Below are 24,590 nucleotides of genomic sequence, written 5' to 3'. Positions count from 1 at the left end.
GGATTCGTGAAGCATCGTGCCCTGGCCGCTAAGTTACCGATGCCCCCTCCCCCTGCCAGCCTATCCAAGGGATGGACGGGTCCGGCCCCTCACAGCTCGCTCAAAAGCCCCATGCTCTTGCCCTTGAGCACCGCCTGGGTGCGGCTGCGCACTCCCAGCTTGGAGAACAGGTTGTGCAGGTGCCATTTGATGGTCGCCTCGGACAGATGCACCGTTTGGGCGATGTCGCGATTCGATAGGCCTGCCGCGACGAACCGCAGGATTTCCCGCTCCCTGTGACTAATATCCTGATTTTCCTCGAGATTCTGGTGATCGACGGCGAGCCTGGCGCACTGTTCGCGAAGCCGCTCGGCCATTTCCGGCCAGGCCGCGGCGCGCTCCGGCTCGGCGGACTGCCAGCTTTCCCAGAACGGCAGCAACCACAGGGCATCATCGAGGAACAGCCGGCGATAGCCGTTGTTCCAGGCTCTTTCCAGGGTGTCGCGGAACAGGTTGCCAGCCTTCTCGCTGTTACCCTTGCGCCAGTACGCCACGGAAAGTAACAGCCCCAGACGCAGGCGGCGGTCGCCGTGGCGCACGGCCGTCTGTTTGGCCAGGCAGGACTCCAGAGCGGCCTGGGCGCGGTCGGCGCGCCGCTCGCTCAGGGCCAGGCGCGCCTCACTCAGAGCCAGGGCCACTTCCGCATCCCCATAGCGCCCCTCCGGCAGTCCGGCCATGTGCTGCTGCAGTTGCAGGAACACCCGTCCGGCCTCGTTGGGTCGACGCAGCCAGAGCAGGAAGTGCACCTTGCAGGCCATGGCCAGGGCGTACACCCGCTCGAAACGCGCCCCCTGCAGCTCGGCCAGCCACTCGTCGAGCTGGATCAGGGCCTGCTCCGTCTCACCGGCGAAGAAGCGCGCCCGGGTCATCACCAGCTGGCCGCGGCTGATCAGCTCCACCGGCGTGCCCACGTCGCGCCAGGTGGTGGCACGCGGCAACTCGTCCAGCACCGCTGCATGGCGGTCGGCTTCGTAGAGCAGATCGGCGTAGGCCAAAGCCAGCGGACCGGCAACCCGGTTGCTCGGCCCGTATAGACGTTCCACCCTATCCCGTGCCGCCTCCAGCAGCTCGCTACCACGCGCCGGCTCGCCGTTTTCCTTGCAGATCAGCGATTCGATCAGGCTGGCCATCACCTGCAGGTACTCACTGTCGGTGCGGCTCAGGCAGTCGCGGGCCACGCCGATCGACTTGTCAGCCTCGCCATACTCGCCGAGCAGCGCATAGGCGGCCGCCTGCACGCAGGACAGCGCAGCGCGAAACACAGGCTGGCTGTCCGGCACCATGCCCAACCACTGGCGGGCAATCTTCAGGCAGGCTTCCAGCTTGTCCTGGTAGAGCAACACCAGCGCCTTGAGCACCTGGGCGATGCCGAGCATCGCCAGCTTGCCGAAGTGCAGCATGGTGCCCCTGCCCTGCATCAGCCGGGCGCTAACGTCCTCGATCAGCGCCTCGGCCTCGGCGAACTGCTGGTCGAAGGCCAGTTGCCAGGCATAGAACAACTGGAACACCGGGTATTCATGGATCACCTCCGCCGGCAGGTTCCTAAACAGCCCAAGGATCTCGTACACCTCGTTGCCGGCCACCAGCCGGGGGCCGTGCCGCTCCAGCAGGTCGGAGGCGAAACTGAAGTCGCGGGCGCGCAGCGCGTAACGGATCGCCCGCTCGGGCAGGCCGTGGCTGTCGCACCAGCGCGCCGCCGCATGCAGCAGCAGCGAAGCGTCACCGCGCTTGGCCAGTCGGCCCTGGAGGAACTCGGCGAACAGCTGGTGATAGCGGAACCACTGGCCGCTGCCGTCCAAGGGAATGAGGAACAACTGCTGGGTATGGAGCCGCCGAAGCATGTCCTCGCCGTCGCGGCGCCCGGTCAGGGCATCGCAGAGTTCACCACTGAGCTCGTCGAGCACCGAGGTCTGCTCGAGAAACTGCAGCATGGCCTCGGAAAGACCGTTCAACACGTCCTCTGCCAGGTAGTCGGCGATGTGCCGTTCGGTGCCGGTCAGGTAGGCGTCGGGATCGGCGTGGCGCCGCAGCGACAGTGCCGCCAGATGCAGCCCGGTGATCCAGCCCTCGGTGCGCTTGTACAGCAGGCCGAGCTGCCGGGCGTTCAGGGGCAGGTGCTTGACCTCGCGGAAATAGGCCGCGCTTTCCTCGCGGCTGAAACGCAGATCCTCGCCCTGCAGGAAGAACAGCCAGTCCGGCACCGGCCGCAGCTCTAACAGATGGGAGCGGTAGCGCATGCTGGCGATCAGCCGAAGGTTGTCCGGCAGGCGTGCGCGCAGGTAGTTCACCGCCTCGCGCAGCGCCGGGTGACGAACCCGGTGGAAGTCGTCCAGGATCAGATGCACGGTGCCGCTCAGGCCCTGTAGATCGGCGATCAGGGCATCCAGCAGCGGCTCCACCTGCAGCTCGCCCATCCCGGCGAGGCAGCTCGACACGCGCTGGCCGAACGCTGGCTCGACGGTGCGCAGCGCCGCGATCAGGTAGCGCAGCAGGCGCTGCGGCTCGCTGTCGGTTTCGTCGCAGGACAGCCAGGCGACCCGTTCGCCCTCATCCAGCAGGCGCTGCCGGTACTGGCTGAGCAGCGTGCTCTTGCCATAGCCGGCGGGACTGCAGAGCAGCACCATGCGCCGCTCGCGGGCAGCGAGCAGCCGCTCGATAAGCGCCGTGCGCAACAACTGCGGGCGACTGCCGACGGGGGCCGGATACAGCTTGGTGTGCAGCAACGGCAGGGAATCCGGATTGATCACGGTACGACTCCTCAGTCGAGCAGACCCAGTTCGCGGGCGCGGCGGATGGCCTGGGTCCGGTTACGCACCTTGAGCTTTTCGTAGATGTTGTGCAGGTGCCACTTGACCGTGCCGAGGGCAAGGGCCAGCTGCTGGCCGATCTCCTCGTTGGACATGCCCCTGGCGGCCAGGTGGACCACCTCGCGCTCGCGTTCGGTGAGCCCCTCCTCCAGCGCCTCCAGGGTCTTGCGTGCCGCCTGCCCCGGCCAGATCGCCAGCAGGCTGCGAATGAAGCCCTGCATGGCCGGCTGCCGTTCGGCCGCCTCCAGCTGCTGGAGCATCTGCTGGATCGCCTCGCCTTCCTCGACGAACAGGCTGCGGACTTCCCCGCGCTCGGCGACCACCAGGCACTGCACCAGCAGCGAGCGGGCACGCTCCTGATATCCCAGGCGCTGGTAGCTGAGCGCCGCCAGGAGGTCCAGGCGCAGGCGCTGCAGGCCGTGCCAGCCGTTCTGCAGTTGGCCGCGCAGCTGAGTGATCTCGTGCAGCGCCTCGCTGTAGTGACCGCGCGCCTGCTGCAAGCGGATGCGCGTGAGGCCCTGCGCCCAGACCACCGGATTGAACGTCATGCGCGGGTAATGGCCGGCCAGCCTGGCCCAATCCACGGCGCTGTAGCGCTGTTCGGCACGCTTGAGACGGTCGGTACCCGTCTCCTGGAGAAGGATGGCGATCTCCTCGGCCACCGCCTGGGCATAGAAGCGCCAGGCATGGTTGCGTGCGGCCAGGTTCTGCATCAGGGCCAAGCTCGCCAGGGCTTCCCTGGGGCGGTCCTGGAGGCGCAGGGTGCGGGCCAGGGCCAGCATGCCCTGGGCGTAGAAGTCCACCGGGTTGATCACGTCCACGGTGTTCAGCGCCCAGCGCAGGTGTTCCTCGATCTGTTCGAAGTTGGCCTGCTGGTAGGCGATCAGCGCCTCGGTGATGGTCGGCAGCAGGCGCGCCCGGGAGCGCTCGCCGAACCAGGGCAGCAGCCGCGAGCGCATCTGCTCGAAGAGCAACTGGGCCTGCTTGACCTGGCCCTGTTCGAGATACAGGAGGATCTCCACGTTGGCCAGCTGCATGTCCAGGTAGCGACCTTCGAGGAAATGCTTGCGCTGCTGGGCGAGGGCCAGCAGGCGGCGGGCCTGTTCCGGCTGGGCGAGCATCACGTGGGCCAGGGCGCCGAGTACGAGGATCGCCGTTTCCAGGAAGGCGGCGTGGCGGCCGAGTTGCGGCTCCACCTTACGGACCAGGGCGATGCAGCCCGGCAGGTCGTCCTTCTGCATGGCCAGAACCGCCTTGATGGCCAGCACGGCGAGGACCTTGTCGCTCAACTGCGGGTCCGCCCCGCCCTGCCCCCAGCGCTCCAGCAGCTCGTCGAGCATTCGGTTGGCCTCGGGCAGCGACAGCTCGCTGGCTCGCGTCCAGACGTCGGCCAGGACCAGCACCGGGAAGTTCTGGGCCACCTCGTCGGGGACCTTCTGCCGCCAGCGGTAGATGAGACTGAGCTGGCCGCGGTTGATCAGCTCCAGACCGCAGCCGTCGATCAGCGCGGCGAGCATGTGGGCGTCCTCGGCCAGGCAGGCATGCTCGATGGCGAGGTTCTGCATGTGGTGGTTGGTGAACCACAGGCTGGCATTGAAGTGCAGCTGCTTGAGGCGATCCGGATCGCGCTCCTTGAGCCGTGCGCGGAGGAACTCGGCGAACAGGTTGTGGAAGCGGTACCACTGGCGCTCGCGGTCCAGCGGCAGGAGGAACAGTTGCATGGCCTCCAGGCGCTCCAGCAGGGCCTGACCGTCCTGGCGTCCGGTCAGCGCATTGGCCAGCTCGCCGCACAGCTGGCTGGCCACGCCGAGGGACAGCAGGACTTCCTGCATGTCCGCCGGCAACTGTTCGAACACCGAACGCAGCAGGTGGTCGCCCACCGCCACCGGGTCGCCGCCGACAGGCGCCAGCGGCTGCGCGCCTTCCGGCTGGTGGCGCAGCAGCAGGCTGTTGAGCTGCACGCCGACCATCCAGCCCTCGGTCTGGGCGTAGAGGGCATTCAGCGCCCTGTCGTCCAGCTCCAGGCCGTGACTGGCCAGGTAGTCGCGGGTTTCCTCGCGACTCAGGCGCAGCTCGTCGGGGCCGATCTCCAGCAGCAGGTCGTGGGCGCGCCAGGTGGCCAGGCGCAGCGGCACCCGGGCGCGGCTGCCGATGGCCAGCACGAAGCCTTCCGGGGCGAGCCGGGCCAGGCGGTCCAGGGAGGCGATTAGCTCCGGGTCGCAGATGAAGTGCAGGTCGTCGAGCACCAGCAGCAGCGGGCGAGCGCAGCGGGCGAGGTCCGCCAGCAGGCTCTCCATCACCACCGCTACCGGCACCTGCGGAGCGTTCCGCAGATAGCCCTGGGCATCCGCGCCCAGTCCCGGCGCCACCGCGCCGAGGGCCTCGATCAGTTGGAGGAAGAAACGGGAAGGCTCGTCGTCCTCGGGTCCGAGGGACAGCCAGGCGACCGCCCCCCCGGCCTGCAGGCGTCTCTCGGCCAGATAGGCCAGCGCACAGGTCTTACCGAAGCCGGCGGGCGCGGAAAACAACAACACACGGGCATGGGTATGCCCCTCCAAGGCAGCCTCGATCTGGGGCCGCGGCAGGTAGTCAACCGGTATCTGGGGCAACGAGAGTTTGAAACGCTGCAAGTTTTTGGCGGCTGGATCCAGCACTAAATCCATGCTTCTGATCCCTGATGGTTATTGTTCTGGCACGACGCTGCTCTCTTCGCTGCCACGCATACTAATCAGCGAGCTGCGCCCCAAGCAAACCCGTGCGCAGGCTCTAGGACGAATACCAAGGGCAGACTACAATCGGCCCACGCGCCTGTCCGAGCCACGCATGCCAACCTGCACGCTACACCCACTGCCCTACCGGGCCGACCCCGCCGATTACTTCGCCGTCATCCGCCATGCGCCGGGCGCAGTATTGCTCGACGCCGGACGCCCACGAGCGGAACGCGGACGCTATGACCTTCTCAGTGCCTGGCCAATGGCAGAGCTAGCACCTGCGCCCGACGAATCGGCCAACGACTTCCTGCAACGCCTGCGCGCCGCGCTGGCCAGCCTCGGTCGCGCCGAAGCACCGGCGGGCTGCGAGCTGCCCTTCACCGGCGGCCTGCTCGGCTACCTCGCCTACGATTTCGGCCGGCGCCTGGAACGCCTGCCCGGCCAGTCCGTAGACGACCTGGGCCTGGTCGACGCACGCTTCGGCCTGTACGCCTGGGCGCTGGTCAGCGACCACCAGGCCGGCGTCAGCCAGTTGGTCTTCCATCCACGCCTGCCCGCCGATGAGCGCGAGCGGCTGATCGCCCTGTTCAGCCAGCCGGCGCCCGTAGAAGCCGGTGCCTTCCGCCTGCTGGCACCGTTCCGCCCGGATATCGACGAAGGACAGTATCGACAGGCCATCGAACGGGTGCAGGCCTACATCCAGGCCGGCGACTGCTATCAGGTGAACTACACCCAGCGCTTCCGCGCGCCCTGCGAGGGCGATCCGTGGAGCGCCTACCTCGCCCTGCGCACCAGCTGCCCGACGCCCTTCGCGGGCTTCCTGACCCTGGACGACGGCGGCGCCATCCTCAGCCTGTCCCCCGAGCGCTTCATGCGGGTCAGCCGCAATCGGGTGGAGACCCGGCCGATCAAGGGCACCCGCCCGCGCGGCCGCACGCCCGACGAGGACCGCGCCTATGCCGCCGAACTGCAGGCCAGCACCAAGGACCGCGCCGAGAACCTGATGATCGTCGACCTGCTGCGCAACGACCTGGGACGCAGCTGCAGGATCGGCACGGTGCGGGTACCCGAGCTGTTCGCCTTGGAGAGCTACCCCAACGTGCACCACCTGGTCAGCAGCGTGGAAGGCGAGCTGGTGCCCGGCAAGGACCCCCTCGACCTGCTCGCCGGCAGCTTCCCCGGCGGCTCCATCACCGGCGCACCGAAGATCCGTGCCATGCAGATCATCGACGAGCTGGAACCGACCCGCAGATCCATCTACTGCGGCTCCCTGCTCTACCTGGACGTGCGCGGGGAAATGGACAGCTCCATCACCATCCGCACCCTGCTGGTGAAGGATGGTCAGGTGAGCTGCTGGGGTGGCGGCGGGATAGTGGCCGACTCCGACTGGCAGGCCGAATACCGCGAGTCGCTGACCAAGGTAAGGGTGCTACTGGAAACCCTGGAAGGGCTATAAGGCGGGACAAGGCCGGGAAGCCACAGGGCTCCCGGCCTTGTGCATCACAGGCTCAGCTGGCGGTTGGAAGCCTTGATGAACTCGCGCTTGAGATCCTCGTAGGTATGCACCGCGGGGAACTGCGGGAACTCGCGGATCACGTTGTCCGGCGCGTGGAACAGGATGCCGGCGTGGGCCTCGGAGAGCATGGCGGTATCGTTGTAGGAATCGCCGGCGGCGATCACCCGATAGTAGAGGCTCTTGAAGGCGATCACCGACTGGCGCTTGGGATCCTTCTGGCGCAGCTGGTAGTCCACCACACGGTCGTTCTCGTCGGTGATCAGGCGATGGCACAGCAGGGTCGGGAAGCCCAGCTGGCGCATGAGCGGCTGGGAGAACTCGTAGAAGGTGTCGGAGAGGATCACCACCTGGAAGCGCTCGCGCAGCCAGTCGACGAACTCCACCGCGCCCTCCAAGGGCTTCAGGGTGGCGATCACTTCCTGGATGTCCCGCAGCTTCAGGCCGTGCTCGTCGAGGATGCGCAGACGCTGCTTCATCAGCACGTCATAGTCGGGGATATCCCGGGTGGTCGCCTTGAGCGCATCGATACCGGTTTTTTCAGCAAAGGCGATCCAGATCTCCGGAACCAGAACCCCTTCCAGGTCGAGACAGGCGATTTCCACAGCAGACTCCCAGCGGTTTTGGACGAAAGGCGGCACTCTAGCGGCTCGCCTCGCCCGGTGCAACGCGCCGCTTATATTCAAAACATGCAGTGATGCTTTCAGATGGTTATTTAGGCGCATAAATCCACATTTGCTACCATCGCCGGCCACAGAGCGTACGAACGCCAGCCTAGGAATCCGCCTGATGAGCCATCCCTTCGACGTCGCCGAACTGGCGACGACCTACGCCAACAAATCCCCCCAGGACATCCTCAAGCTCGCCTTCCAGCACTTCGGCGACGACCTCTGGATCTCCTTCAGCGGCGCCGAGGACGTGGTGCTGGTGGACATGGCCTGGAAGCTGAACAAGAACGTCAAGGTGTTCAGCCTGGATACCGGCCGCCTGCACCCGGAAACCTACCGCTTCATCGACCAGGTACGCGAGCACTACGGCATCGCCATCGAGGTGCTCTCCCCCGATCCCGCGCGGCTCGAGCCCTTCGTCAAGGAAAAAGGCCTGTTCAGCTTCTACAAGGACGGCCACGGCGAATGCTGCGGGATCCGCAAGATCGAGCCCCTGAAGCGCAAGCTGGCCACCGTCAGGGCCTGGGCCACCGGACAGCGCCGCGACCAGAGTCCCGGCACCCGCAGCCAGGTGGCGGTGCTGGAGCTGGACGGCGCCTTCTCCACCCCGGAGAAGCCCCTGTACAAATTCAACCCGCTGGCGCAGATGACCAGCGAGGAAGTCTGGGCCTACATCCGCATGCTCGAACTGCCCTACAACAGCCTGCACGAGCGCGGCTACATCAGCATCGGCTGCGAGCCCTGCACCCGCCCGGTGCTACCCAACCAGCACGAGCGCGAAGGCCGCTGGTGGTGGGAGGAAGCCACCCAGAAGGAATGCGGCCTGCATGCCGGCAACCTGATCGCCAAGAAGTAAGAGCCCCCATGCGCATCACTCTGGTGAAGAAAGTCCTGGCCGACGGCCAGGACTGCGCCAAGTGCCGGGACGTGCTGCAGCAGCTGGAAAGGCGCGGCCTGCTCGGACGCATCGACCGCATCTTGGTGGCCGACGAGCGTGACCCGACCAGCGCCGGCTGGCTGGCCAGCCAGTACTACGGCGTGGCCAGCGCCCCCTTCTTCGTGGTGCAGCGGGAGGACGGCGGCGAACAGGTCTACACCGTGTTCCTACGCTTCCTGCAGGAAGTGCTGGCGGCTGAAAGCCAGTAACCGACACGGCAAACGGCCCGGCGTGCTGAGCAGGCCGGGCCGCTTCTCTTTCCGGAGACCTTGCCGGATCAGTCCTCGCGGTAGCGGCGCAGCTTCAGCGCCTTGCCGGCGACGCGGGTGTCCTTGAGCCTGCCGAGCAGGCGATCCAGGCCTTCCTCCGGCAGCTCGATCAGGCTGAAGGTCTCTCGGATCTGGATGCGGCCGATGGCCTCGCGGGCCAGACCGCCTTCATTGAGGATGGCGCCGAGCAGATTGCGTGCGGCGATGCCGTCGCGCGCCCCCAGGGCGGTGCGGCAGCGTACCCTGCCTTCGGCCAGCGGCGGCGGAGCGCGGCGTTCGCGCGGCTCGCGGCCTTCGCCGCTGCGCGGGGCACGTTCGCGCGGTGCGCTGGGCACCAGCGGGGTCTCGCGCTCCAACTGCTCCAGATCCAGGGTCTGCCCCTGGGTGAGCTTGGCCAGCAGCGCGGCGGCCAACTGGCGCGGCTCGCAACCGAGATCGGTGAGCAGACGGTCGAGCAGCTCGCCATGGCTGGCCTCGGAACCTTCCAGCAGCGGCTGCAGGCTGGCGGTCAGCTTGCGGATGCGCGCTTCCAGCACCTGCTGGGCGGTGGGCAGGCGCACCTCGGCGACCTTCTGGTTGGTGACCCGCTCGATCACCTGCAGCATGCGCCGTTCGCGCGGGGTGACCAGCAGCAGCGCGCGGCCTTCGCGGCCGGCACGCCCGGTGCGGCCGATGCGGTGTACGTAAGACTCCGGGTCGTAGGGCATGTCCACGTTGAGCACATGGGTGATGCGCGGCACGTCCAGGCCGCGGGCCGCCACGTCGGTGGCCACCACGATGTCCAGTCGGCCGTCCTTGAGCGACTCGATGACCCGCTCGCGCTGGTTCTGGGCGATGTCGCCGTTCAGCGCGGCGACCTTGTAGCCCTTGGCCTCAAGGGCCGAGGTCAGATCCAGGGTGGCCTGCTTGGTGCGCACGAAGGCGATCAGCGCGTCGAAGTCCTCGACCTCCAGCAGGCGCAGCACCGCCGGGATCTTCTGGTCGGCGTGGATCATCAGGTGCGCCTGGTCGATGCGCGCCACGGTCTGGGTCTTGGCGGCGATCCTGATGTGCTTCGGCTCATGCAGGTGGCGCTCGGCGATGGCGCGGATGGAGGCCGGCAGGGTGGCTGAGAACAGCACGGTCTGACGGCTCTCCGGCATGGCGTTGAAGATCACCTCGAGATCTTCCATGAAGCCGAGCTTGAGCATCTCGTCGGCCTCGTCGAGCACCAGGTGGTGCACGGTGGAGAGCAGGTGCTCATCGCGGCGCAGGTGGTCGCACAGGCGCCCCGGGGTGGCAACGATGATCTGCGCCCCCTGACGGATGGCCTTGAGCTGCGGCCCCATGGGAGCGCCGCCGTAGATGGCCACCACGCGCACACCGGGCATCTGCGCGGCGTAGGTCTCGAAGGCGGTGGCCACCTGCAGGGCCAACTCGCGGGTCGGCGCCAGCACCAGGGCCTGGGGCTCCTTGCGATCCGGGTCGATGCGGCAGAGGATCGGCAACGCGAAGGCGGCAGTCTTGCCGGTGCCGGTCTGCGCCTGGCCGATCATGTCGTGGCCGGCGAGGATCACCGGAATGGCCTGGGCCTGGATCGGCGACGGCTCCTCGTAGCCGGTGGCGTGCACCGCGGCGACGATACTGGGAAGAAGGTCGAGCTCGGCGAATCCGCCGGATACCTGAGTCATGGGTTTTTGCCTCTGAATCCGCAAAAACCCATGCCCAAGGCTGCGCATGCCGTGTACGACCCTAGGGTCACCCTGGCAGCCAGATAGCTGGGGATTTGCGAAATGTGGATGGATGAATCGTCAAGGGTAGTCCGCAGAGCGGACACGCGGCCGAAGCGGGCTTCGGGGGAGACTGCATTACCTCAAACGCGGCCGGAGCAACGGCCAGCGCGAACTATACAGGAAAATCCTGGTTGAGAGGCGAGTTTTTGCATCCCGGCGCCGGGCGGTCTCCCGGCCCCCCTGGACAATCCCGCCCCGCGCTCCATACAGGACTAGTCCCTATCCGGCACAAGGATGCCCGATGAGCCAGACTCCCAACGGACGCGTCCGCGGCCACTTCTTCCTGATCGGCCTGGACCGCCGGGCGCTCAGCGAGGGCGACGCGGCGGCCATCGCCACCCCGGTGCCGGCGCTGATGGCCAGCGAGGATACCGCCGAGGCCCGCGCACCATGCAAAACGCCGCCCGGGTCCACTTCAGCGGCCCGACCTGCCTAGGACGCCGGGCGCAGCACCTCCAGCAGCGGCTGCAGCGAATAGCCCAGGCGCGGCGCCAGGGCATCGGCCCGCGCCGCCAGCCCGGCGAGGTCCAGGGCCTGCTCCAGCTCGGCGGGCACCAGCAGGATCACGTTACCCTCCTTCACCGGGATCTCCCAGTAGTGGCGATGGAACAGCCCGCGCAGCAGTGCGGCACCGAGCGGCTTGCCGCAGTCGGTGCCCCACTGGTTGATGACCAGCCAGCCCCCCGGTTCCAGCTTGCGCTGGCAGGCTTCCAGGAAGCTCCAGGCCAGGTGCGCGGCGCCGGGGCCGCTGTCGGTGTAGAGATCGACGAAGATCAGGTCGGCGCGTTCCGCGGACGGCAGCAATTCGACGGCATCGCCGACCCGTAGGGTCAGCCGCGGATCGTCGTTCAGGCCCAGGAACTCCATGGCCAGGCGCGGCACCTCCGGGCGCAGCTCGATGCACTCCACGTCCTCGAGGGGCAGGAACTTCAGGCAGGCCTGGGTCAGGGTACCCGCGCCGAGGCCGAGGAACAGCGCGCTCTCCGGCCGCGGATGAGCCAGCGCAGCGAGCAGCATGGCGCGGGTGTAGTCGTACTCCAGCCAGCAGGGGTCGGCAGTGAACACACAGCTCTGCTCGATAGCCTCCTCGCCGAACTCGAGAAAGCGGTAGTCGCCCACCTCCACCACTCGGATCACCCCGAAGGCATCGCGCACCTCGGCGAGCAGGCGCTCCTCTTGCAGTTGATGATCGTCGGCCATCGACCTCTCCCGGATGACATCCCGGGCCCCGCACCCGGTTCGCAACGGCGCCGATTGTCATTGAAGACCGGCCCTGCGGTCACGGGATAATTCCGCCATACCGACAAGAAACTCGAGGTTCCCATGTACGCGATCATTGGCGCCGGCCCCATGGGCCTGTGTACTGCCCGGCAACTGAAAAAGCACGGCATTCCCTTCGTCGGCTTCGAGCTGCACAGCGACGTCGGCGGCCTGTGGGACATCGACAACCCGCACAGCACCATGTACGACTCGGCGCACCTGATCTCCTCGAAGAGCACCACCGAGTTCAGCGAATTCCCCATGCGCCCGGAAGTGGCGGTCTACCCACACCACAGCGAGATGCGCGGCTACTTCCGCGACTATGCCCGGCACTTCGGCCTCTACGAACACTACCAGTTCAACACCCGGGTGCTCGCCGTAGAGCGCCTGGAGAAGGGCTGGAAGCTGACCAGCGAACAGGCCGGCGAGCGCCGCGAATGGCTGGTCGACGGCGTGCTGATCGCCAACGGCACCCTGCACACCCCGAACCTGCCCCGGCTGCCCGGCGAGTTCAGCGGCGAGCTGCTGCACTCCAGCGCCTACCGTTCGGCGGACATCTTCGCCGGCAAGCGGGTGCTGATCGTCGGCTGCGGCAACTCGGCCTGCGACATCGCCGTGGACGCCGTGCACCGGGCCGCCTCGGTGGACATCTCGGTACGCCGCGGCTACTACTTCCTGCCCAAGTTCATCCTCGGCAGACCCACCGACACCTTCGGCGGCGCCATCAAGCTGCCGCGGCCCATCAAACAGTTCCTCGACGGCCTGCTGATCCGCGCCCTGGTCGGCAAGCCCTCGCAGTACGGCCTGCCCGATCCGGACTACCGGCTCTACGAATCCCACCCGGTGATGAACTCCCTGGTGCTGCATCACCTGGGCCACGGCGACATCCGGCCGCGCCGCGACATCGCCGCCATCGACGGCCAGCAGGTGACCTTCAGTGACGGCGAGCAGGCCGAGTACGACCTGATCCTGCTGGGCACCGGCTACAAGCTGGACTACCCCTTCATCGACCGCGCCCACCTCAACTGGCCCCAGGGCGCCGGCGCGCCGCAGCTGTACCTTAACGTGTTCCACCCGGAATACGACGACCTGTTCATGATGGGCATGGTGGAGGCCTCCGGGCTCGGCTGGCAGGGCCGCGACGAGCAGGCCGAGCTGGTCGCCCTGTACATCCGCCAGCTGCAGGCCGGCAGCCCCGCCGCACTGCGCTTCAAGCAGCTGAAGCGGGACAAGGCCAGGGTACGGGTGGACGGCGGCTACCACTACCTGAACCTCGAGCGCATGGCCTACTACGTGCACAAGGACAGCTACCGGGCAAGCGTGCGCCACCACAGCGAGGAGCTGCGCCAGGGACTATCCAGCCAGCCGCTGGCGCCGTCCCGCCCCGTTGCCCAGCACTGAGCCGAACCAGCGCCGGGGCCGTCCAGTGCCCCGGCCTGCCCTTCCCCTACGAGTCCCCCGCACGGAATCGCTATGATCGACCCCTGGCTGTGGCTGGGCGCCTGCATCTTCCTCGCCTATACCCTGGAGGCCATGACCGGCTTCGGCAGTGTGGTGATCGCCCTGTCCCTGGGCGCCCTGCTGCTGCCGATCCCGACCATCCTGCCGGTGCTGGTGAGCCTCAATGTGTGCATGAGCGGCTTCCTGGTCTGGAAGCTGCGCGCGGCCGTCGAGCGACGCCTGTTGAGCCGGGCGATCCTGCCACTGATGCTGACCGGCACCCTGCTCGGCCTGGCCCTGGGCCCCTGGCTGGACGACCTGGTGCTGAAACGCGGCTTCGGCCTGCTGATCCTCGGCTTCGCCCTGCGCGAACTGCTGCACCTTAGCCAAGGCAGGCCCAGCGTCCCGCCGCCGGACTGGCTGACCCGCCTGCAGATCGGCGCCGCGGGCCTGAGCCATGGCCTGTTCGCCTCCGGCGGTCCACTGCTGGTCCAGGCCCTGGCCGGCACCCGGCTGGACAAGGCGCGCCTGCGCGCCACCCTGGTGTGCGTGTGGTTCATCCTCAACGGCTGCCTGACCCTGGCCTTCCTGCTGCGCGGCAGCCTGGCCCCGGCCCTACCGCAGATCGCCGCCTACCTGCCGCTGCTGGTCATCGGCGTGCTGCTGGGCGAGCACCTGCATCAGCGGATCGAGGAACGGCATTTCCGCATCGGCCTCCACCTCCTGCTGTGCGTCACCGGAGCGCTGCTGATCTGCCGCTGAACGCGCCGCGGAAGATTCGATGGGAATCCTCGAAAAATCGCTCTGGATGGCCGGGTGCCGGAGCGGCGAAGATAGCCGCCCTTCCCCCAGGAGTGTCGTCATGCTGCCAAGCCTGTTCATCTCCCACGGCTCCCCCATGCTGGCCCTGGAGCCGGGCGACAGCGGCCCGGTCCTCGCCCGGCTGGCCGCCGAACTGCCCCGGCCGAAGGCCATCCTGGTGGTCTCCGCGCACTGGGAAAGCCACGGGCTGCTGCTCACCGGAGCCGAACGGCCGGAGACCTGGCACGACTTCTACGGCTTTCCGCCCGAGCTCTACGCCCTGCAATACCCGGCGTCTGGCGCTCCCCGACTGGCCGGCGAGATCGTCGAACTGCTCGGCGAACAGGGCCTGCCTGCTGCGCTGGACGAGCAACGGCCGTTCGATCACGGTGCCTGGGTGCCGCTCATGCTGATGTACCCCGAAGCCGACATCCCGATGCTCCAGCTGTCTCTGCCGAGCCACTTGGGGCCGGAGCTGCAGGTCCACATCGGCCGGGCCTTGCGCGCACTGCGCGAGCAGGGCGTCCTGCTGATCGGCTCGGGGAGCATCACCCACAACCTGCGCGAGCTGTACCGGAATGCCGCGGACGGCACGGTCGCGCCCTGGGCGCGGGCTTTCCGCGACTGGATGGTGGAGAAGCTGGCCAGCGGCGACGAGGCGGCGCTGGTCGACTACCGCCGGCAGGCGCCCCATGCCCTCCGCAATCACCCCAGCGACGAGCACCTCTTGCCGCTGTACTTCGCCTACGGCGCCGGCGAGCGCTTCTCCGTGGTCTACCAGGGCTTCACCATGGGCGCCCTGGGCATGGACGTATACCGCTTCGACTGAGTCTCAGCGCCACTCCTTCAGCGCCTGCTCGGCGGCCTGGTTGAGCGGCTGGGCGAGCAACCCGGTGGGGGTCAGGGACACTGCATAGACAGCGCCATCGACCATCGGCAGGTAACTGACCCGCAGGGCCTGGGCATCGAAGATCAGCAGGTCATGCTGGCCGAGGCGCAGCCAGCGCCACAAATCGATGCCGTAGGGACTCTGCGCCAGCTGCGCCTGGGCGTGCAGGGCCACTTCCTGCTGCTCGATGGCCAGGAAACGCCCGGAGAGCTTCTCCAGGCGGTAGCCGGGAGCCAGACCGATCAGCTCGGCCAGGCCCTTCCAACGGAACAGCCGGGCATCCAGCTGCCAGAGATCGCCTTCCAGCAGCAGGCTGCGCTCCTCGCTCCCCTCCAGCAGGGTGACCCGGTAGCGCTGCGGCCCCTCGGCGGCGAAGCTGAGGGTCACCAGCGGCTTGCCCTGGGGCAGCGCCGTGTAGCTCATCAGGTCGTAGGCGCACCCCCCCACCAGAACGGCCAGGGCCAGGAAGCCCAGGCCGAGGGTGCCGCGCAGCCAGCCGAGGAGCCAGTGGCGATCGAACAGGATCCGCCCGGCCACCAGGAAAGCCAGCAGTGCAAGCAATGCGATGCACCAGGCCAAACCGTCATACTGCATAAACACATTTCCTAGCGCTGAAAATAGCCGGCATTATGCGCAGCGAGCAGAGCAGCTACCAGTTGCCGCCTCCCACAATCGGACACAAGTCGAACTTTTTATGCCCTTCCCCCTCGAACTCGCCATCGACCCTCTCACCCTGGCGATCCTCGCCGGCGTCGCCTTCCTCGCCGGCTTCATCGACGCCATCGCGGGAGGCGGCGGCTTGCTGACCATACCCGCCCTGCTCACCGCCGGCCTGCCACCTCACCTGGTGCTGGGCACCAACAAGCTGTGCGCCACCTTCGGCTCCGGCACCGCCAGCTTCACCTTCTACAAGCGCAAGTTGTTCACCCCGCGGCAATGGCGCCCGGCACTGCTGAGCACCTTCGCCGGGGCCCTCCTCGGCGCCCTGCTGGCCCACTGGCTGCCGGCGGCCTGGCTGAACCAGATGCTGCCAGTGGTAGTGTTCGCCTGCGGCCTGTACCTGCTGTTCAGTCGCACGCCGGATGCGCCGCTGCTGGCTGAGGCCGCGATCCCCCAAGGCCGCCAGTGGCCGCACGGCCTGAGCCTGGGTTTCTACGACGGGGTGGCCGGCCCCGGCACCGGGGCCTTCTGGACGGTCTCCGGCCTGCTGCTCTATCCCCTCGACCTGCTCAAGGCCAGCGGCGTGGCGCGGACCATGAACTTCGTCAGCAACGCCACGGCGCTCGGCGTATTCATCGTCGCCGGCCAGGTAGCCTGGGTGCTGGGCATCAGCATGGGGCTGGCCCTCATGGCCGGCGCCTTCTTCGGCGCACGCACGGCGATCCGCGGCGGCGCCAGGTTCATCCGCCCGGTATTCATCCTGGTGGTGCTGGCGCTCACTGCGCGCCTGGCCTGGCAGCACTGGTTCGGCATGGCCTGAGCGAACGCCAGGCCTCAGCTTCAGCGCTGCAGCGAAGGCTCCGGCAGACCGAGGCGGCGGGCCACGTAGAGGTCGATCAGATAGCGGGCGATGGAGCGCGGCATGGGCAGCGGCGGTAGACGCTCGATATGGAACCAGGCGGCGTCCTCGATCTCCTCGGGCTGCGGGGTGATCTCGCCACCGGCGTACTCGGCGTGAAAGCCGAGCATCAGCGAATGGGGGAAGGGCCAGCCCTGGCTGCCCAGGTACTGCAGGTTGCGGACCTCCACCCCGACTTCCTCGCGCACCTCGCGCGCCACGCACTCCTCCACCGACTCGCCAGGCTCGACGAAGCCGGCCAGGGTGCTGTACATGCCGGAAACGAAGCGCGGCGAGCGGGCCAGGAGGATCTCGTCGCCACGGGTGACCAGCACGATCATGCTCGGCGAGATGCGCGCGTAGCTGTCCAGGCCGCAAGTCGGGCAGCGCATGCAGCGTTCCCCGGGCACCAGCAGGTTGCGGCTGCCGCAGCGCCCGCAGAAACGGTGATCGCGACTCCAGCTGGCCACCTGTTCGGCAAAGGAGAGCATGCGGAAGGTCGGGTAGTCGGCCTGCAGCATGAACGGCCGCATGCCCTGCCAGCGGCAGCCCGGCAGGTCGGTATCCTGGTCGAGGAGCACCAGCCAGACCGGCTCGCCATCGAAGTAGCCGAGGCCGTGCTCAGCCACCTGCGGCAGCCCCTGCTGCTGTAGCCAGGGACGCGGGAACAGCACCCCGTTGTCGTCGAGAAGGAAGCCCTGCGGGCCGCGGACCACGCACCAGCCGCCCGGCAGACTGTCGTCGAGCGGCGGAGTGGTCTGCCAACCCGCCATCTCAGGCTGCCATCCCGAGCGCCCGCACGCTTTCCGCGGCGAGGTCGAGCACGCTGGGGTTGGTTTCCGGACGCAGCGCACCGCCGCCCTCAAGGTAGTACTCGAGGCTGGTCAGGGCATCGGCCAGGGTCTCCAGCATCTGCTCGGAGGGCATCTGGGCGTTTTCCAGCATCTGCTTCTGGATGTACTCGGCACAGGCGCCAATCAGGGCGGCCGCGCGCTCCTGACCGAGGAACCAGAGGCCGCCGCGCACCGCCTGCAGGCTGAACGGCACGTTGGCCAGGTGCAGCTTGTCGCCGCCGGCTTCCAGATAGGAGGTGATCGCCCGCTTGGCCAGCGCCAGGCCGGCCCGCGCCTCGTCGATCACCACGATGCGCGCCTCGATCAGCTGGTGCTGGGCGAAGGAATCCAGTTCGTCCTGCGGGCCGCTGACGGCGCGCGCCTCGCGGCGTTCGCCGCGTTCCAGGTTGGCCACCATGCTTTCCACGAAGAGCACGGCGTCGGCCAGTTTGTTCATCGCCTGAACGTCCGGCTGGCGGCTCTCCATCCACTGACCGACGACCGGCAACTGACTGCTCAGAGCGGCACTGGCCGAACTCAGGCCGACCATGCCGAGGGTCTTGCTCAGCTTGGCCAGTTGCGCGTGCAGGGTGGAGAAGCTGTCCGCTCCGGCGGTACCGCGCTCGATCAGGTCGACCAAGTCCTTGACTCCGGCGAGCTCCTCGCGGATCGCCGAGGACAGCGAACGCATCACCGACTGTCCGGGACCGGAGAGACGCTGGTACTCCTCTTCCAGCAGCTGATCGGTGAACGGCAGCGGCGCCAGGCCGAACACCTCGCGCACCTCGCTGGCCAGCGGCCCCTGGCTGTCGGCTAGGGCCACCAGGTAGAGCAGTTCCTTGAGCAGGTTGCGCGGTACCTCGTACCGCGGGTTGCCGAGCAGCTGCTTGAGTTCGCGGTCCAGACGGGCGAACAGCTGCTTGCGCGACTTGCGCGGCAGCAGTTGGCCGTCGCGCTGCGCCTCCAGGGCGGCAGCGGCGATCCAGATCAGCCGGCCGTTCGGCTCGCCGGCGAACAGGCTGTCCAGACGGGCGAAGGCGCGGGCCATCAGCTTGATGCCGGCCTGCGGGTTCTGGTCACGCAGAAAGCCCAGCAGACCGAGCTGGTACATGTGGCGCAGCTGGCGTACCAGGGTGGCGCGGGCACCCGGCTCCAGTCGGCGCGACTCCGCCGGCGGACGCGCCAGGTCGAGCCGGGCGCTGAAGAAGAAGCTTTCCGGCAGCGGCGACTGGCCGCCGGCCTGGCGCAGGTCGTTGATCGCCGGCAGCAGCACCTCGGGCAGCTCCTGGCGATGGGTCTCGACGTTCTCCAGATAGCGACGCAGCACGTGCAGGGCATTGCTCAGCGCTGCCAATTGGGCGTCGCGCTCCGCGCCGGCGCCGGCGGGAATGTCGGTGGCCTGCTGGAGGATCTCCTGGGCCAGCAGCTCGGCACCGGCCAGCTCGATCAGATTGAGGATGCCGCGCACCTGCTGCAGGTTGTCCACCGCCTGCTGCAGGGGCGCGCCGTTGTGCCGCTCGGCAATGAAGTGTTCGAGACTCTGTTCGGCTTCATCCATGGTGGCGAACAGCTCGTCGCGCACCATGCCCAGGGACGTAGCTCCGGAAACCATGCCTAATGCGCCTCCCGCGCAGGATTGACGGAACGCAGCGGATTCAATCGGCGAAATCCGGCTTCTGCTTGCTCATGAACGCGGCCATGGCCACCCGCACGTCGGCGGACTGCAGCATGGCCGAGTTCCAGGTGGCGACGTATTCCAGGCCGTCGGCGATGCTATGGTCGCGCATGTAGGACAGCATGCGCTTGGTACCACGCACCGCCACCGGGGACTTGCTAGCGATCTCCGCGGCGATTTCGAAGACCCCGGAGATCAGCGCGTCGTAGTCGGCGTAGGTGCGGTTGACCAGGCCGATCTGCCGGGCTTCCTCGCCGCTGATGGTGCGCGCGGTGTAGGCCAGCTCGCGGGCCAGGCCGTCGCCGATGATCCGCGGCAGGCGCTGCAGGGTGCCGACGTCGGCGGCCAGGCCCATGTCCACTTCGCGGATCGACAGCTGGGCATCGGCGGTGGCGTAGCGCATGTCGCAGGCAGTGATCAGGTCGATGCCGCCACCCAGGCAGTAGCCGTGCACCGCGGCGAGTACCGGTTTGCGGCAGTTGTCCACGGCGTTGAAGGAGGCCTGCAGCTCGCTGATACGCCGGCGCATCAGATCGGCGTTGCGGGCCGGATCCGGCCCCATCTGGCTGGCCAACTGGCCGAGCATGGCGAGGTCGATGCCAGCGGAGAAATGCTTGCCTGCGCCGGAGAGGACGACCACCCGGACCTCATCAGTTTCGTCCGCCCAGCGGAACACGTCGATGATTTCTGTCCAGAAATCGGCATTCATGGCGTTGAGCTTGTCCGGACGGTTGATCTGCACATGGGCGATCTTGTCCTTGAGCTCGACACGGAAGGCTTTGTATTCAGGCATGACGCATCCTCGGACAGCGCAGGCGCGATAGACGATTTTTCTAAGGCCAGAGCGGCCCAACTATAACAAGCGCGTCCTAAATGTCGAAGCCGATGACTGTGACCTGGGGCACGCTCCGCAATTCATGCACAACTTCCATTTCGTGCCTTAACTGCTTGATCTATTGGGCGGCAATTTGCCATCCGACCAGCGCACCGCAGCGCAAGGCGCCGCCCCCCCTGCTGTGGCGACGGCGGCCCTGCTCCGCCCCGGACTCAGATCTTGATGCAGTCCACCGTGTAGCATCGCTCGCCGCCGCGCTCCTCGCTCTGCAGGCCGTGCACGTCCGCGTCGAAGCCGGGGAAGCGGCGATCGAAATCGCGGGCGAAACCCAGGTAGTCGATGATCGAACGGGTCGCCTGGGTGAAGCGCTCGCCCGGCATGATCAGCGGAATGCCCGGCGGATAGGGCACCAGCATCACCGCGGCGATTCGTCCTTCCAGACGGTCGATGGGCACCGCCTCCACCTCTCCGCGGACCAGCCGGTCGTAGGCATCGGCAGGCTTCATCACCACCTCGGGGAGCGTGGTGTACATGCGCTTGAGGGCCTTGGCGGTGGCGTTCTCCCGGTAGCAGGCGTGCAGCTCGTCGCACAGGTCGCGCAGGCCCATGCCGGCATAGCGGGTGCCACCGGCGCGGGCGATGCTCGGCAACGCCTCGGCAAGCGCCACGTTGGCGTCGTAGAGGCGCTTGAACTCCAGCAGCTCGGTGAGCAGGGTGCTCCACTTGCCCTTGGTGATCCCCATGGAGAACAACACCAGGAAGGAGTACAGGCCGGTCTTCTCCACCACCAGGCCGCGTTCCCAGAGGAACTTGCTGACCACCGCGGCGGGAATGCCGTGCTCGTCCAGGCGCCCGCCGGCGCTCAGCCCCGGGGTGACCAGGGTGACCTTGACCGGATCGAGCAGCACGTAGTCGTCGTTCACCTCGCCGAAGCCGTGCCACTCGGCATTCGGCTCCAGCAGCCAGTCGCGGGTCGCCACCTCCTCGACACCAGCAGCGCGCGGCGGCTGCCAGATGTCGAACCACCAGTCGTCCGCCGGCAGGTTCTGGCGCAGGTTGGCCAGAGCACGGCGGAAGCTCAGCGCTTCATCGAAGGTTTCCTGGATCAGCGAGCGCCCGGCCGGTCCCTCCATCATCGCCGAGGCCACGTCCAGCGAGGCGAGGATGCTGTACTGCGGCGAGGTGGAGATGTGCATCATGAAGGCCTCGTTGAAGCGGTACCGGTCCAGCTTGCGGCTACCGCCGTCGCGCACGTGAATCATCGAGGCCTGGCTGAAGGCAGCCAGCAGCTTGTGGGTGGAATGGGTGGCAAAGACCAGAGGCGAGTCCGCCTCCAGGCGAGTGCCCATGCCGTAACGCCCCGCGTAGAACTCGTGGAAGGCCGCGTAGGCGTACCAGGCCTCGTCGAAGTGCAGCACCTCGACGCTGTCGCCGAGGGCCTGCTTGACCATCTCGGCGTTGTAACAGAGGCCGTCGTAGGTGGAATTGGTCACCACCGCCAGCTTGACCCGCGGCTCGCGCCCTCTGGCCAGCGGGCTGGCGGCGATCTTCGCCTGGATCGCCTCCTTGCTGAACTCGGAGAGCGGAATCGGCCCGATGATGCCCAGCTCGTTGCGCTCCGGGCACAGGTACAGGGGGATGGCACCGGTCATGATGATGGCGTGGAGGATCGACTTGTGGCAGTTGCGGTCCACCAACACCAGATCGTCGCGGCCGACCATGGAGTGCCAGACGATCTTGTTGGCCGTCGAGGTGCCGTTGATCACGAAATAGGTATGGTCGGCGCCGAAGTTGCGCGCCGCGCGGGTTTCCGCCTCGGCCAGCGGCCCGGTGTGATCCAGCAGCGAACCCAGCTCCGGTACGGAAACCGACAAGTCGGAGCGCAGGGTGTTCTCGCCGAAGAACTGGTGAAAGGCCTGCCCCACCGGGCTCTTGCGGTAAGCCACACCGCCGCCGTGCCCCGGGGTGTGCCAGGAATAGTTGGACTGCGCGGTGTGCTCCACCAGGGCGCGGAAGAACGGCGGCAGCAGCCCCTCCAGGTAGCCACGCGCGGCCCGCGCCACCTGACGGGCGAGGAAGGGCACGGTGTCCTCGAACAGGTAGAGCAGCCCGCGCAGTTGGTTGAGGTCGGCCATGGCCTCGGCCGGAGCGTTCTCGATGGTCACCTGCTCGCCGAGAGCGAAGATCGGCAGCTGCGGCGCACGGACCCTGGCCACGCGGATCAGCTCCACCACGTCCTGCAGCAGGCTTCGATTCTCTCCCGCTCCCTCGGCGGCGACCAGGATGCAGGCCAGACCATGGTGGGTGGAAGCGACGATGCGCCCTTCGCTGGCACTTGCCGTGGAGAGGATGGCGAAGCCGTCCTGTTCCAGTTCGCGGGCGATCTCACGGACGCGGTTGCCGGCCACGGTATCGGCCTTGATGTCGCGATGGACGATGAGAATGGGGAATTGGAGGTCTTTGTACATTGTTTGCCCCTGAATCAGGCAGCCGCGATCCAGGCTGCCGATGCTTCAGGGTAGAGCGGCGGAGGCGACGGACGGAACCCCCTCGGCTTGCGCCTGTAAGAAAAGGTCGCAATTCCGCCCTCTGACGGGGCGGCAGTCCCGCCCGGGAGAGCTTACTGATGGGCGCCGGACTCCAACTGGACCCACAACGGCGGACCGCCGGCGGACTTCTCGATCACCGCCAGGCGCGTGGCATGGGCTTCCAGTTCCTCGGCAGTGGCCTGGATCACCCGGGTGCGCGGACGATCGGCCGGCAGGCGGCGGATCTCGCTGACCTGGCCCCCCCCCGTGGCGGAGCCATCGACACCACTGCCGGCCAACGACAGGGTGGTCTGGCCGCCGGTCATCGCCAGATAGACGTCGGCGAGGATCTCGGCGTCGAGCAGCGCGCCGTGGAGGTCGCGACCGGAGTTGTCCACCCCGTAGCGCTTGCACAGGGCGTCCAAGTTGTTGCGCTGACCGGGATGGCGCTCGCGGGCCAGCAGCAGGGTGTCCAGCACCGTGCAGTAGTTGTTGACGTCGGCGCGCTCGGCCTGGCCCAGCAGGGCGAACTCGTTGTTGATGAAGCCGACGTCGAACGCCGCGTTGTGGATGATCAGCTGGGCGCCGTTGATGAACTCGAAGAACTCGTCGGCGATGTCCTTGAAACGTGGCTTGTCGGCAAGGAACTCGTTGGTGATGCCGTGCACCGCCACCGCACCTTCGTCGACCTCGCGGTCCGGCTGCAGATAGACGTGGAAATGCCGACCGGTGAGGCGCCGGCCCATCAGCTCGACGCAGCCGATCTCGATGATCCGGTGCCCCTCGGTGACCGGCATACCGGTCGTTTCGGTATCCAGTACCACGCTACGCATGCTTTCTGCTCCTCACTTCTTCCACGCCACGGTTGGCCAGTTGGTCGGCGCGCTCGTTGCCGTGATGGCCGGTGTGCCCGCGCACCCATTCCCAGGTCACCTGATGGCGGCCGACCTGCTCGTCCAGCTGCTGCCAGAGGTCGGCATTCTTCACCGGCTGCTTGGCAGCGGTCTTCCAGCCGCGCTTCTTCCAGTTCGGCAGCCACTCGGTGATGCCACGCATCACGTATTCGGAATCGGTTACCAGGCGCACCTGACATGGCCGCTTCAGCTCGGCCAGGCCGCGGATCGCCGCGGTCAACTCCATGCGGTTGTTGGTGGTCTCCGGCTCGCCGCCCCAGAGCTCCTTCTCCACGCCTTTGTAGATCAGCAACGCGCCCCAGCCTCCGGGGCCGGGATTGCCCTTGCAGGCACCGTCGGTGAAGATTTCGACCAATTCGGACATTCTCGCGGTTCGGTTCTCTATTCGGATTCCCGTCGACTGATCTTGGCCACCGGCATCGGTACCAACTGGCCCCTGAGCACTCGCTGCGGCTGGCGCAGCGGTCGCAGCCCCACCACGATCTTGCGCGCCACCAGCAGGTAGAAGCCGGCCCCGAAGGGCTGCCAGCGCCCGCCCCAGTGCTCGAGACGGGCCAGGCGCGACTGCCAGACGGCCGAGGAAAGCGGCGGACGATAGCATCCGAAGCGGCGTTTCTCCAGCGCGAAACCGAGCAGGTTGAGCCAGTCGCCCACCCGCGCCGGCGAGATGCAGCGGGCGTCGCGGAAGCCGTCGCGGGCGAACCAGTGGCGCACGCCCCAGGCGCTCCAGGGGTTGATGCCGAGCACCAGCAGGTGCCCCCCGGCCCGCACGCAACGCGCCGCCTCACGGAGCAGGCCGTGGGGCGACAGGCAGAAATCCAGGCCGTGCTGCAGCAGCACCGCGTCGGCGCAGTGCTCGCCGAGCGGCCAGGACTGCTCGTCGCAGACGATCTCCACCCCCGGCAGATCGGCGCCCAGGTGGACGCGGCGCTTGATCTGCCCCGCCCCCACCGAGCGCTCAGGGCTCGGCCCATAGTGCACCAGGTAGCCGCCGAACAGCTGGGACAGCTCTTCCTCCAGCATCAGGCGCTCCTGTTCCAGCAACTGCTGGCCGAGCGGCCCGGCCAGCCAGGCTCGCGCGCCCCGGATCAGGGCCAGTCGCTCGGCATCGGCTCCAGAAAAGAGGTGATCGGTCATGGGT

At 67.5% G+C, this 24,590-nt stretch carries 21 protein-coding genes; 8 read left to right on the top strand and 13 right to left on the bottom strand.

The genetic code is table 11. From position 1 onward, the window contains the following. Nucleotides 1-89 precede the first annotated feature (89 nt). Together H165_RS0108205 and H165_RS0108200 are read right to left on the bottom strand one after the other, a co-directional pair. On the bottom strand, nucleotides 90-2,801 hold the full coding sequence (locus tag H165_RS0108205; protein ID WP_040640602.1) for a winged helix-turn-helix domain-containing protein: 2,712 nt from the start codon (nucleotides 2,799-2,801) through the stop codon (nucleotides 90-92). Then, nucleotides 2,798-5,509: a winged helix-turn-helix domain-containing protein gene (locus H165_RS0108200; RefSeq protein WP_017938442.1), complete on the bottom strand. Its 2,712-nt coding sequence runs from the start codon at nucleotides 5,507-5,509 to the stop codon at nucleotides 2,798-2,800. The genes H165_RS0108205 and H165_RS0108200 overlap by 4 nt, the downstream gene beginning before the upstream one ends. 160 nt (nucleotides 5,510-5,669) lie before the next feature. Between H165_RS0108200 and pabB the strand changes: the two genes are divergently transcribed. Further along, nucleotides 5,670-7,013, top strand: coding sequence for an aminodeoxychorismate synthase component I (gene pabB, locus H165_RS0108195; RefSeq protein ID WP_026146466.1), 1,344 nt, complete (start codon nucleotides 5,670-5,672; stop codon nucleotides 7,011-7,013). Nucleotides 7,014-7,057: 44 nt separating this feature from the next. Here the strand turns inward: pabB and thrH are convergent, their stop codons facing one another. Then, nucleotides 7,058-7,675 carry a bifunctional phosphoserine phosphatase/homoserine phosphotransferase ThrH gene (gene thrH / locus H165_RS0108190; RefSeq protein ID WP_017938440.1) on the bottom strand — a complete coding sequence of 206 codons (618 nt, stop codon included), beginning with the start codon at nucleotides 7,673-7,675 and terminating at the stop codon, nucleotides 7,058-7,060. Between the two features lie 184 nt (nucleotides 7,676-7,859). On the opposite strand from thrH, the gene H165_RS0108185 reads away from it, so the two are divergent. Both H165_RS0108185 and H165_RS0108180 read left to right on the top strand, forming a co-directional pair. Next, nucleotides 7,860-8,594, top strand: coding sequence for a phosphoadenylyl-sulfate reductase (locus H165_RS0108185; RefSeq protein ID WP_017938439.1), 735 nt, complete (start codon nucleotides 7,860-7,862; stop codon nucleotides 8,592-8,594). Between the two features lie 8 nt (nucleotides 8,595-8,602). Continuing rightward, the gene (locus H165_RS0108180) at nucleotides 8,603-8,884 is read left to right on the top strand and encodes a hypothetical protein (protein ID WP_017938438.1); all 282 of its coding nucleotides are present in this window, start codon (nucleotides 8,603-8,605) and stop codon (nucleotides 8,882-8,884) included. Between the two features lie 68 nt (nucleotides 8,885-8,952). Here H165_RS0108180 and H165_RS0108175 read toward each other — a convergent pair whose 3' ends face one another. Continuing rightward, a complete protein-coding gene (locus H165_RS0108175; RefSeq protein WP_017938437.1) occupies nucleotides 8,953-10,614 on the bottom strand; it encodes a DEAD/DEAH box helicase in 1,662 nt (553 codons plus the stop codon). Nucleotides 10,615-10,957: 343 nt separating this feature from the next. Here H165_RS0108175 and H165_RS0108170 point away from each other — a divergent pair, with 343 nt between their 5' ends. Beyond that, nucleotides 10,958-11,152, top strand: a complete 195-nt coding sequence (locus H165_RS0108170) for a hypothetical protein (RefSeq protein ID WP_017938436.1) — start codon at nucleotides 10,958-10,960, stop codon at nucleotides 11,150-11,152. On the opposite strand, the gene H165_RS0108165 is transcribed toward H165_RS0108170, so the two are convergent. Continuing rightward, nucleotides 11,149-11,898 (bottom strand): spermidine synthase, encoded by a 750-nt coding sequence (locus H165_RS0108165; RefSeq protein ID WP_026146464.1) that lies wholly within the window; start codon nucleotides 11,896-11,898, stop codon nucleotides 11,149-11,151. The genes H165_RS0108170 and H165_RS0108165 overlap by 4 nt on opposite strands. 141 nt (nucleotides 11,899-12,039) lie before the next feature. Between H165_RS0108165 and H165_RS0108160 the strand changes: the two genes are divergently transcribed. The 3 genes from H165_RS0108160 to H165_RS0108150 all read left to right on the top strand — a co-directional run bounded on the left by H165_RS0108160 (nucleotide 12,040) and on the right by H165_RS0108150 (nucleotide 15,046). Beyond that, complete coding sequence (locus tag H165_RS0108160) at nucleotides 12,040-13,377, top strand: flavin-containing monooxygenase (protein ID WP_017938434.1); 1,338 nt, start codon at nucleotides 12,040-12,042, stop codon at nucleotides 13,375-13,377. Between the two features lie 72 nt (nucleotides 13,378-13,449). Next, complete coding sequence (locus tag H165_RS0108155) at nucleotides 13,450-14,178, top strand: sulfite exporter TauE/SafE family protein (protein WP_017938433.1); 729 nt, start codon at nucleotides 13,450-13,452, stop codon at nucleotides 14,176-14,178. 100 nt (nucleotides 14,179-14,278) lie between these two features. Next, nucleotides 14,279-15,046 (top strand): DODA-type extradiol aromatic ring-opening family dioxygenase, encoded by a 768-nt coding sequence (locus H165_RS0108150; RefSeq protein ID WP_017938432.1) that lies wholly within the window; start codon nucleotides 14,279-14,281, stop codon nucleotides 15,044-15,046. Nucleotides 15,047-15,049: 3 nt separating this feature from the next. Here the strand turns inward: H165_RS0108150 and H165_RS0108145 are convergent, their stop codons facing one another. Continuing rightward, nucleotides 15,050-15,700, bottom strand: a complete 651-nt coding sequence (locus H165_RS0108145) for a hypothetical protein (protein ID WP_017938431.1) — start codon at nucleotides 15,698-15,700, stop codon at nucleotides 15,050-15,052. A gap of 100 nt (nucleotides 15,701-15,800) precedes the next feature. On the opposite strand from H165_RS0108145, the gene H165_RS0108140 reads away from it, so the two are divergent. Continuing rightward, nucleotides 15,801-16,586 (top strand): TSUP family transporter, encoded by a 786-nt coding sequence (locus tag H165_RS0108140; RefSeq protein WP_017938430.1) that lies wholly within the window; start codon nucleotides 15,801-15,803, stop codon nucleotides 16,584-16,586. A gap of 20 nt (nucleotides 16,587-16,606) precedes the next feature. On the opposite strand, the gene nudC is transcribed toward H165_RS0108140, so the two are convergent. From nudC to H165_RS0108105, 7 genes are all read right to left on the bottom strand, one after another. Continuing rightward, nucleotides 16,607-17,437 (bottom strand): NAD(+) diphosphatase, encoded by an 831-nt coding sequence (nudC, locus tag H165_RS0108135; RefSeq protein WP_017938429.1) that lies wholly within the window; start codon nucleotides 17,435-17,437, stop codon nucleotides 16,607-16,609. 1 nt (nucleotide 17,438) lies between these two features. Beyond that, on the bottom strand, nucleotides 17,439-19,109 hold the full coding sequence (locus H165_RS0108130) for a FimL-related protein (RefSeq protein ID WP_026146463.1): 1,671 nt from the start codon (nucleotides 19,107-19,109) through the stop codon (nucleotides 17,439-17,441). Between the two features lie 43 nt (nucleotides 19,110-19,152). Next, complete coding sequence (locus H165_RS0108125) at nucleotides 19,153-19,965, bottom strand: crotonase/enoyl-CoA hydratase family protein (protein ID WP_017938427.1); 813 nt, start codon at nucleotides 19,963-19,965, stop codon at nucleotides 19,153-19,155. 254 nt (nucleotides 19,966-20,219) lie between these two features. Beyond that, nucleotides 20,220-22,475: an Orn/Lys/Arg family decarboxylase gene (locus tag H165_RS0108120; protein ID WP_017938426.1), complete on the bottom strand. Its 2,256-nt coding sequence runs from the start codon at nucleotides 22,473-22,475 to the stop codon at nucleotides 20,220-20,222. Between the two features lie 152 nt (nucleotides 22,476-22,627). Continuing rightward, nucleotides 22,628-23,368 (bottom strand): DNA polymerase III subunit epsilon, encoded by a 741-nt coding sequence (dnaQ, locus tag H165_RS0108115; RefSeq protein WP_017938425.1) that lies wholly within the window; start codon nucleotides 23,366-23,368, stop codon nucleotides 22,628-22,630. After that, a complete protein-coding gene (gene rnhA / locus H165_RS0108110; RefSeq protein WP_017938424.1) occupies nucleotides 23,361-23,813 on the bottom strand; it encodes a ribonuclease HI in 453 nt (150 codons plus the stop codon). The genes dnaQ and rnhA overlap by 8 nt, the downstream gene beginning before the upstream one ends. Before the next feature lie 17 nt (nucleotides 23,814-23,830). Then, nucleotides 23,831-24,586 carry a class I SAM-dependent methyltransferase gene (locus tag H165_RS0108105; RefSeq protein ID WP_017938423.1) on the bottom strand — a complete coding sequence of 252 codons (756 nt, stop codon included), beginning with the start codon at nucleotides 24,584-24,586 and terminating at the stop codon, nucleotides 23,831-23,833. Nucleotides 24,587-24,590 lie beyond the last annotated feature (4 nt).

The sequence above is a fragment of the Pseudomonas thermotolerans DSM 14292 genome, assembly GCF_000364625.1.
Taxonomy (GTDB): Bacteria; Pseudomonadota; Gammaproteobacteria; order Pseudomonadales; family Pseudomonadaceae; genus Aquipseudomonas; species Aquipseudomonas thermotolerans.
Note: the sequence above shows the minus strand (reverse complement) of the source record. Positions and strands in the feature narration are given on the sequence as shown.

Bases quoted from the DNA above. Each gene is read 5' to 3' on its own strand.
- H165_RS0108175 (WP_017938437.1), bottom strand. From the start codon at position 10,614: ATGACTCAGGTATCCGGCGGATTCGCCGAGCTCGACCTTCTTCCCAGT.
- H165_RS0108145 (WP_017938431.1), bottom strand. From the start codon at position 15,700: ATGCAGTATGACGGTTTGGCCTGGTGCATCGCATTGCTTGCACTGCTG.
- H165_RS0108170 (WP_017938436.1), top strand. From the start codon at position 10,958: ATGAGCCAGACTCCCAACGGACGCGTCCGCGGCCACTTCTTCCTGATC.
- pabB (WP_026146466.1), top strand. From the start codon at position 5,670: ATGCCAACCTGCACGCTACACCCACTGCCCTACCGGGCCGACCCCGCC.
- H165_RS0108130 (WP_026146463.1), bottom strand. From the start codon at position 19,109: ATGGTTTCCGGAGCTACGTCCCTGGGCATGGTGCGCGACGAGCTGTTC.
- H165_RS0108200 (WP_017938442.1), bottom strand. From the start codon at position 5,509: ATGGATTTAGTGCTGGATCCAGCCGCCAAAAACTTGCAGCGTTTCAAA.
- rnhA (WP_017938424.1), bottom strand. From the start codon at position 23,813: ATGTCCGAATTGGTCGAAATCTTCACCGACGGTGCCTGCAAGGGCAAT.
- H165_RS0108140 (WP_017938430.1), top strand. From the start codon at position 15,801: ATGCCCTTCCCCCTCGAACTCGCCATCGACCCTCTCACCCTGGCGATC.
- H165_RS0108185 (WP_017938439.1), top strand. From the start codon at position 7,860: ATGAGCCATCCCTTCGACGTCGCCGAACTGGCGACGACCTACGCCAAC.
- nudC (WP_017938429.1), bottom strand. From the start codon at position 17,437: ATGGCGGGTTGGCAGACCACTCCGCCGCTCGACGACAGTCTGCCGGGC.
- H165_RS0108125 (WP_017938427.1), bottom strand. From the start codon at position 19,965: ATGCCTGAATACAAAGCCTTCCGTGTCGAGCTCAAGGACAAGATCGCC.
- H165_RS0108105 (WP_017938423.1), bottom strand. From the start codon at position 24,586: ATGACCGATCACCTCTTTTCTGGAGCCGATGCCGAGCGACTGGCCCTG.
- H165_RS0108155 (WP_017938433.1), top strand. From the start codon at position 13,450: ATGATCGACCCCTGGCTGTGGCTGGGCGCCTGCATCTTCCTCGCCTAT.
- dnaQ (WP_017938425.1), bottom strand. From the start codon at position 23,368: ATGCGTAGCGTGGTACTGGATACCGAAACGACCGGTATGCCGGTCACC.
- H165_RS0108160 (WP_017938434.1), top strand. From the start codon at position 12,040: ATGTACGCGATCATTGGCGCCGGCCCCATGGGCCTGTGTACTGCCCGG.
- H165_RS0108150 (WP_017938432.1), top strand. From the start codon at position 14,279: ATGCTGCCAAGCCTGTTCATCTCCCACGGCTCCCCCATGCTGGCCCTG.
- H165_RS0108180 (WP_017938438.1), top strand. From the start codon at position 8,603: ATGCGCATCACTCTGGTGAAGAAAGTCCTGGCCGACGGCCAGGACTGC.
- H165_RS0108120 (WP_017938426.1), bottom strand. From the start codon at position 22,475: ATGTACAAAGACCTCCAATTCCCCATTCTCATCGTCCATCGCGACATC.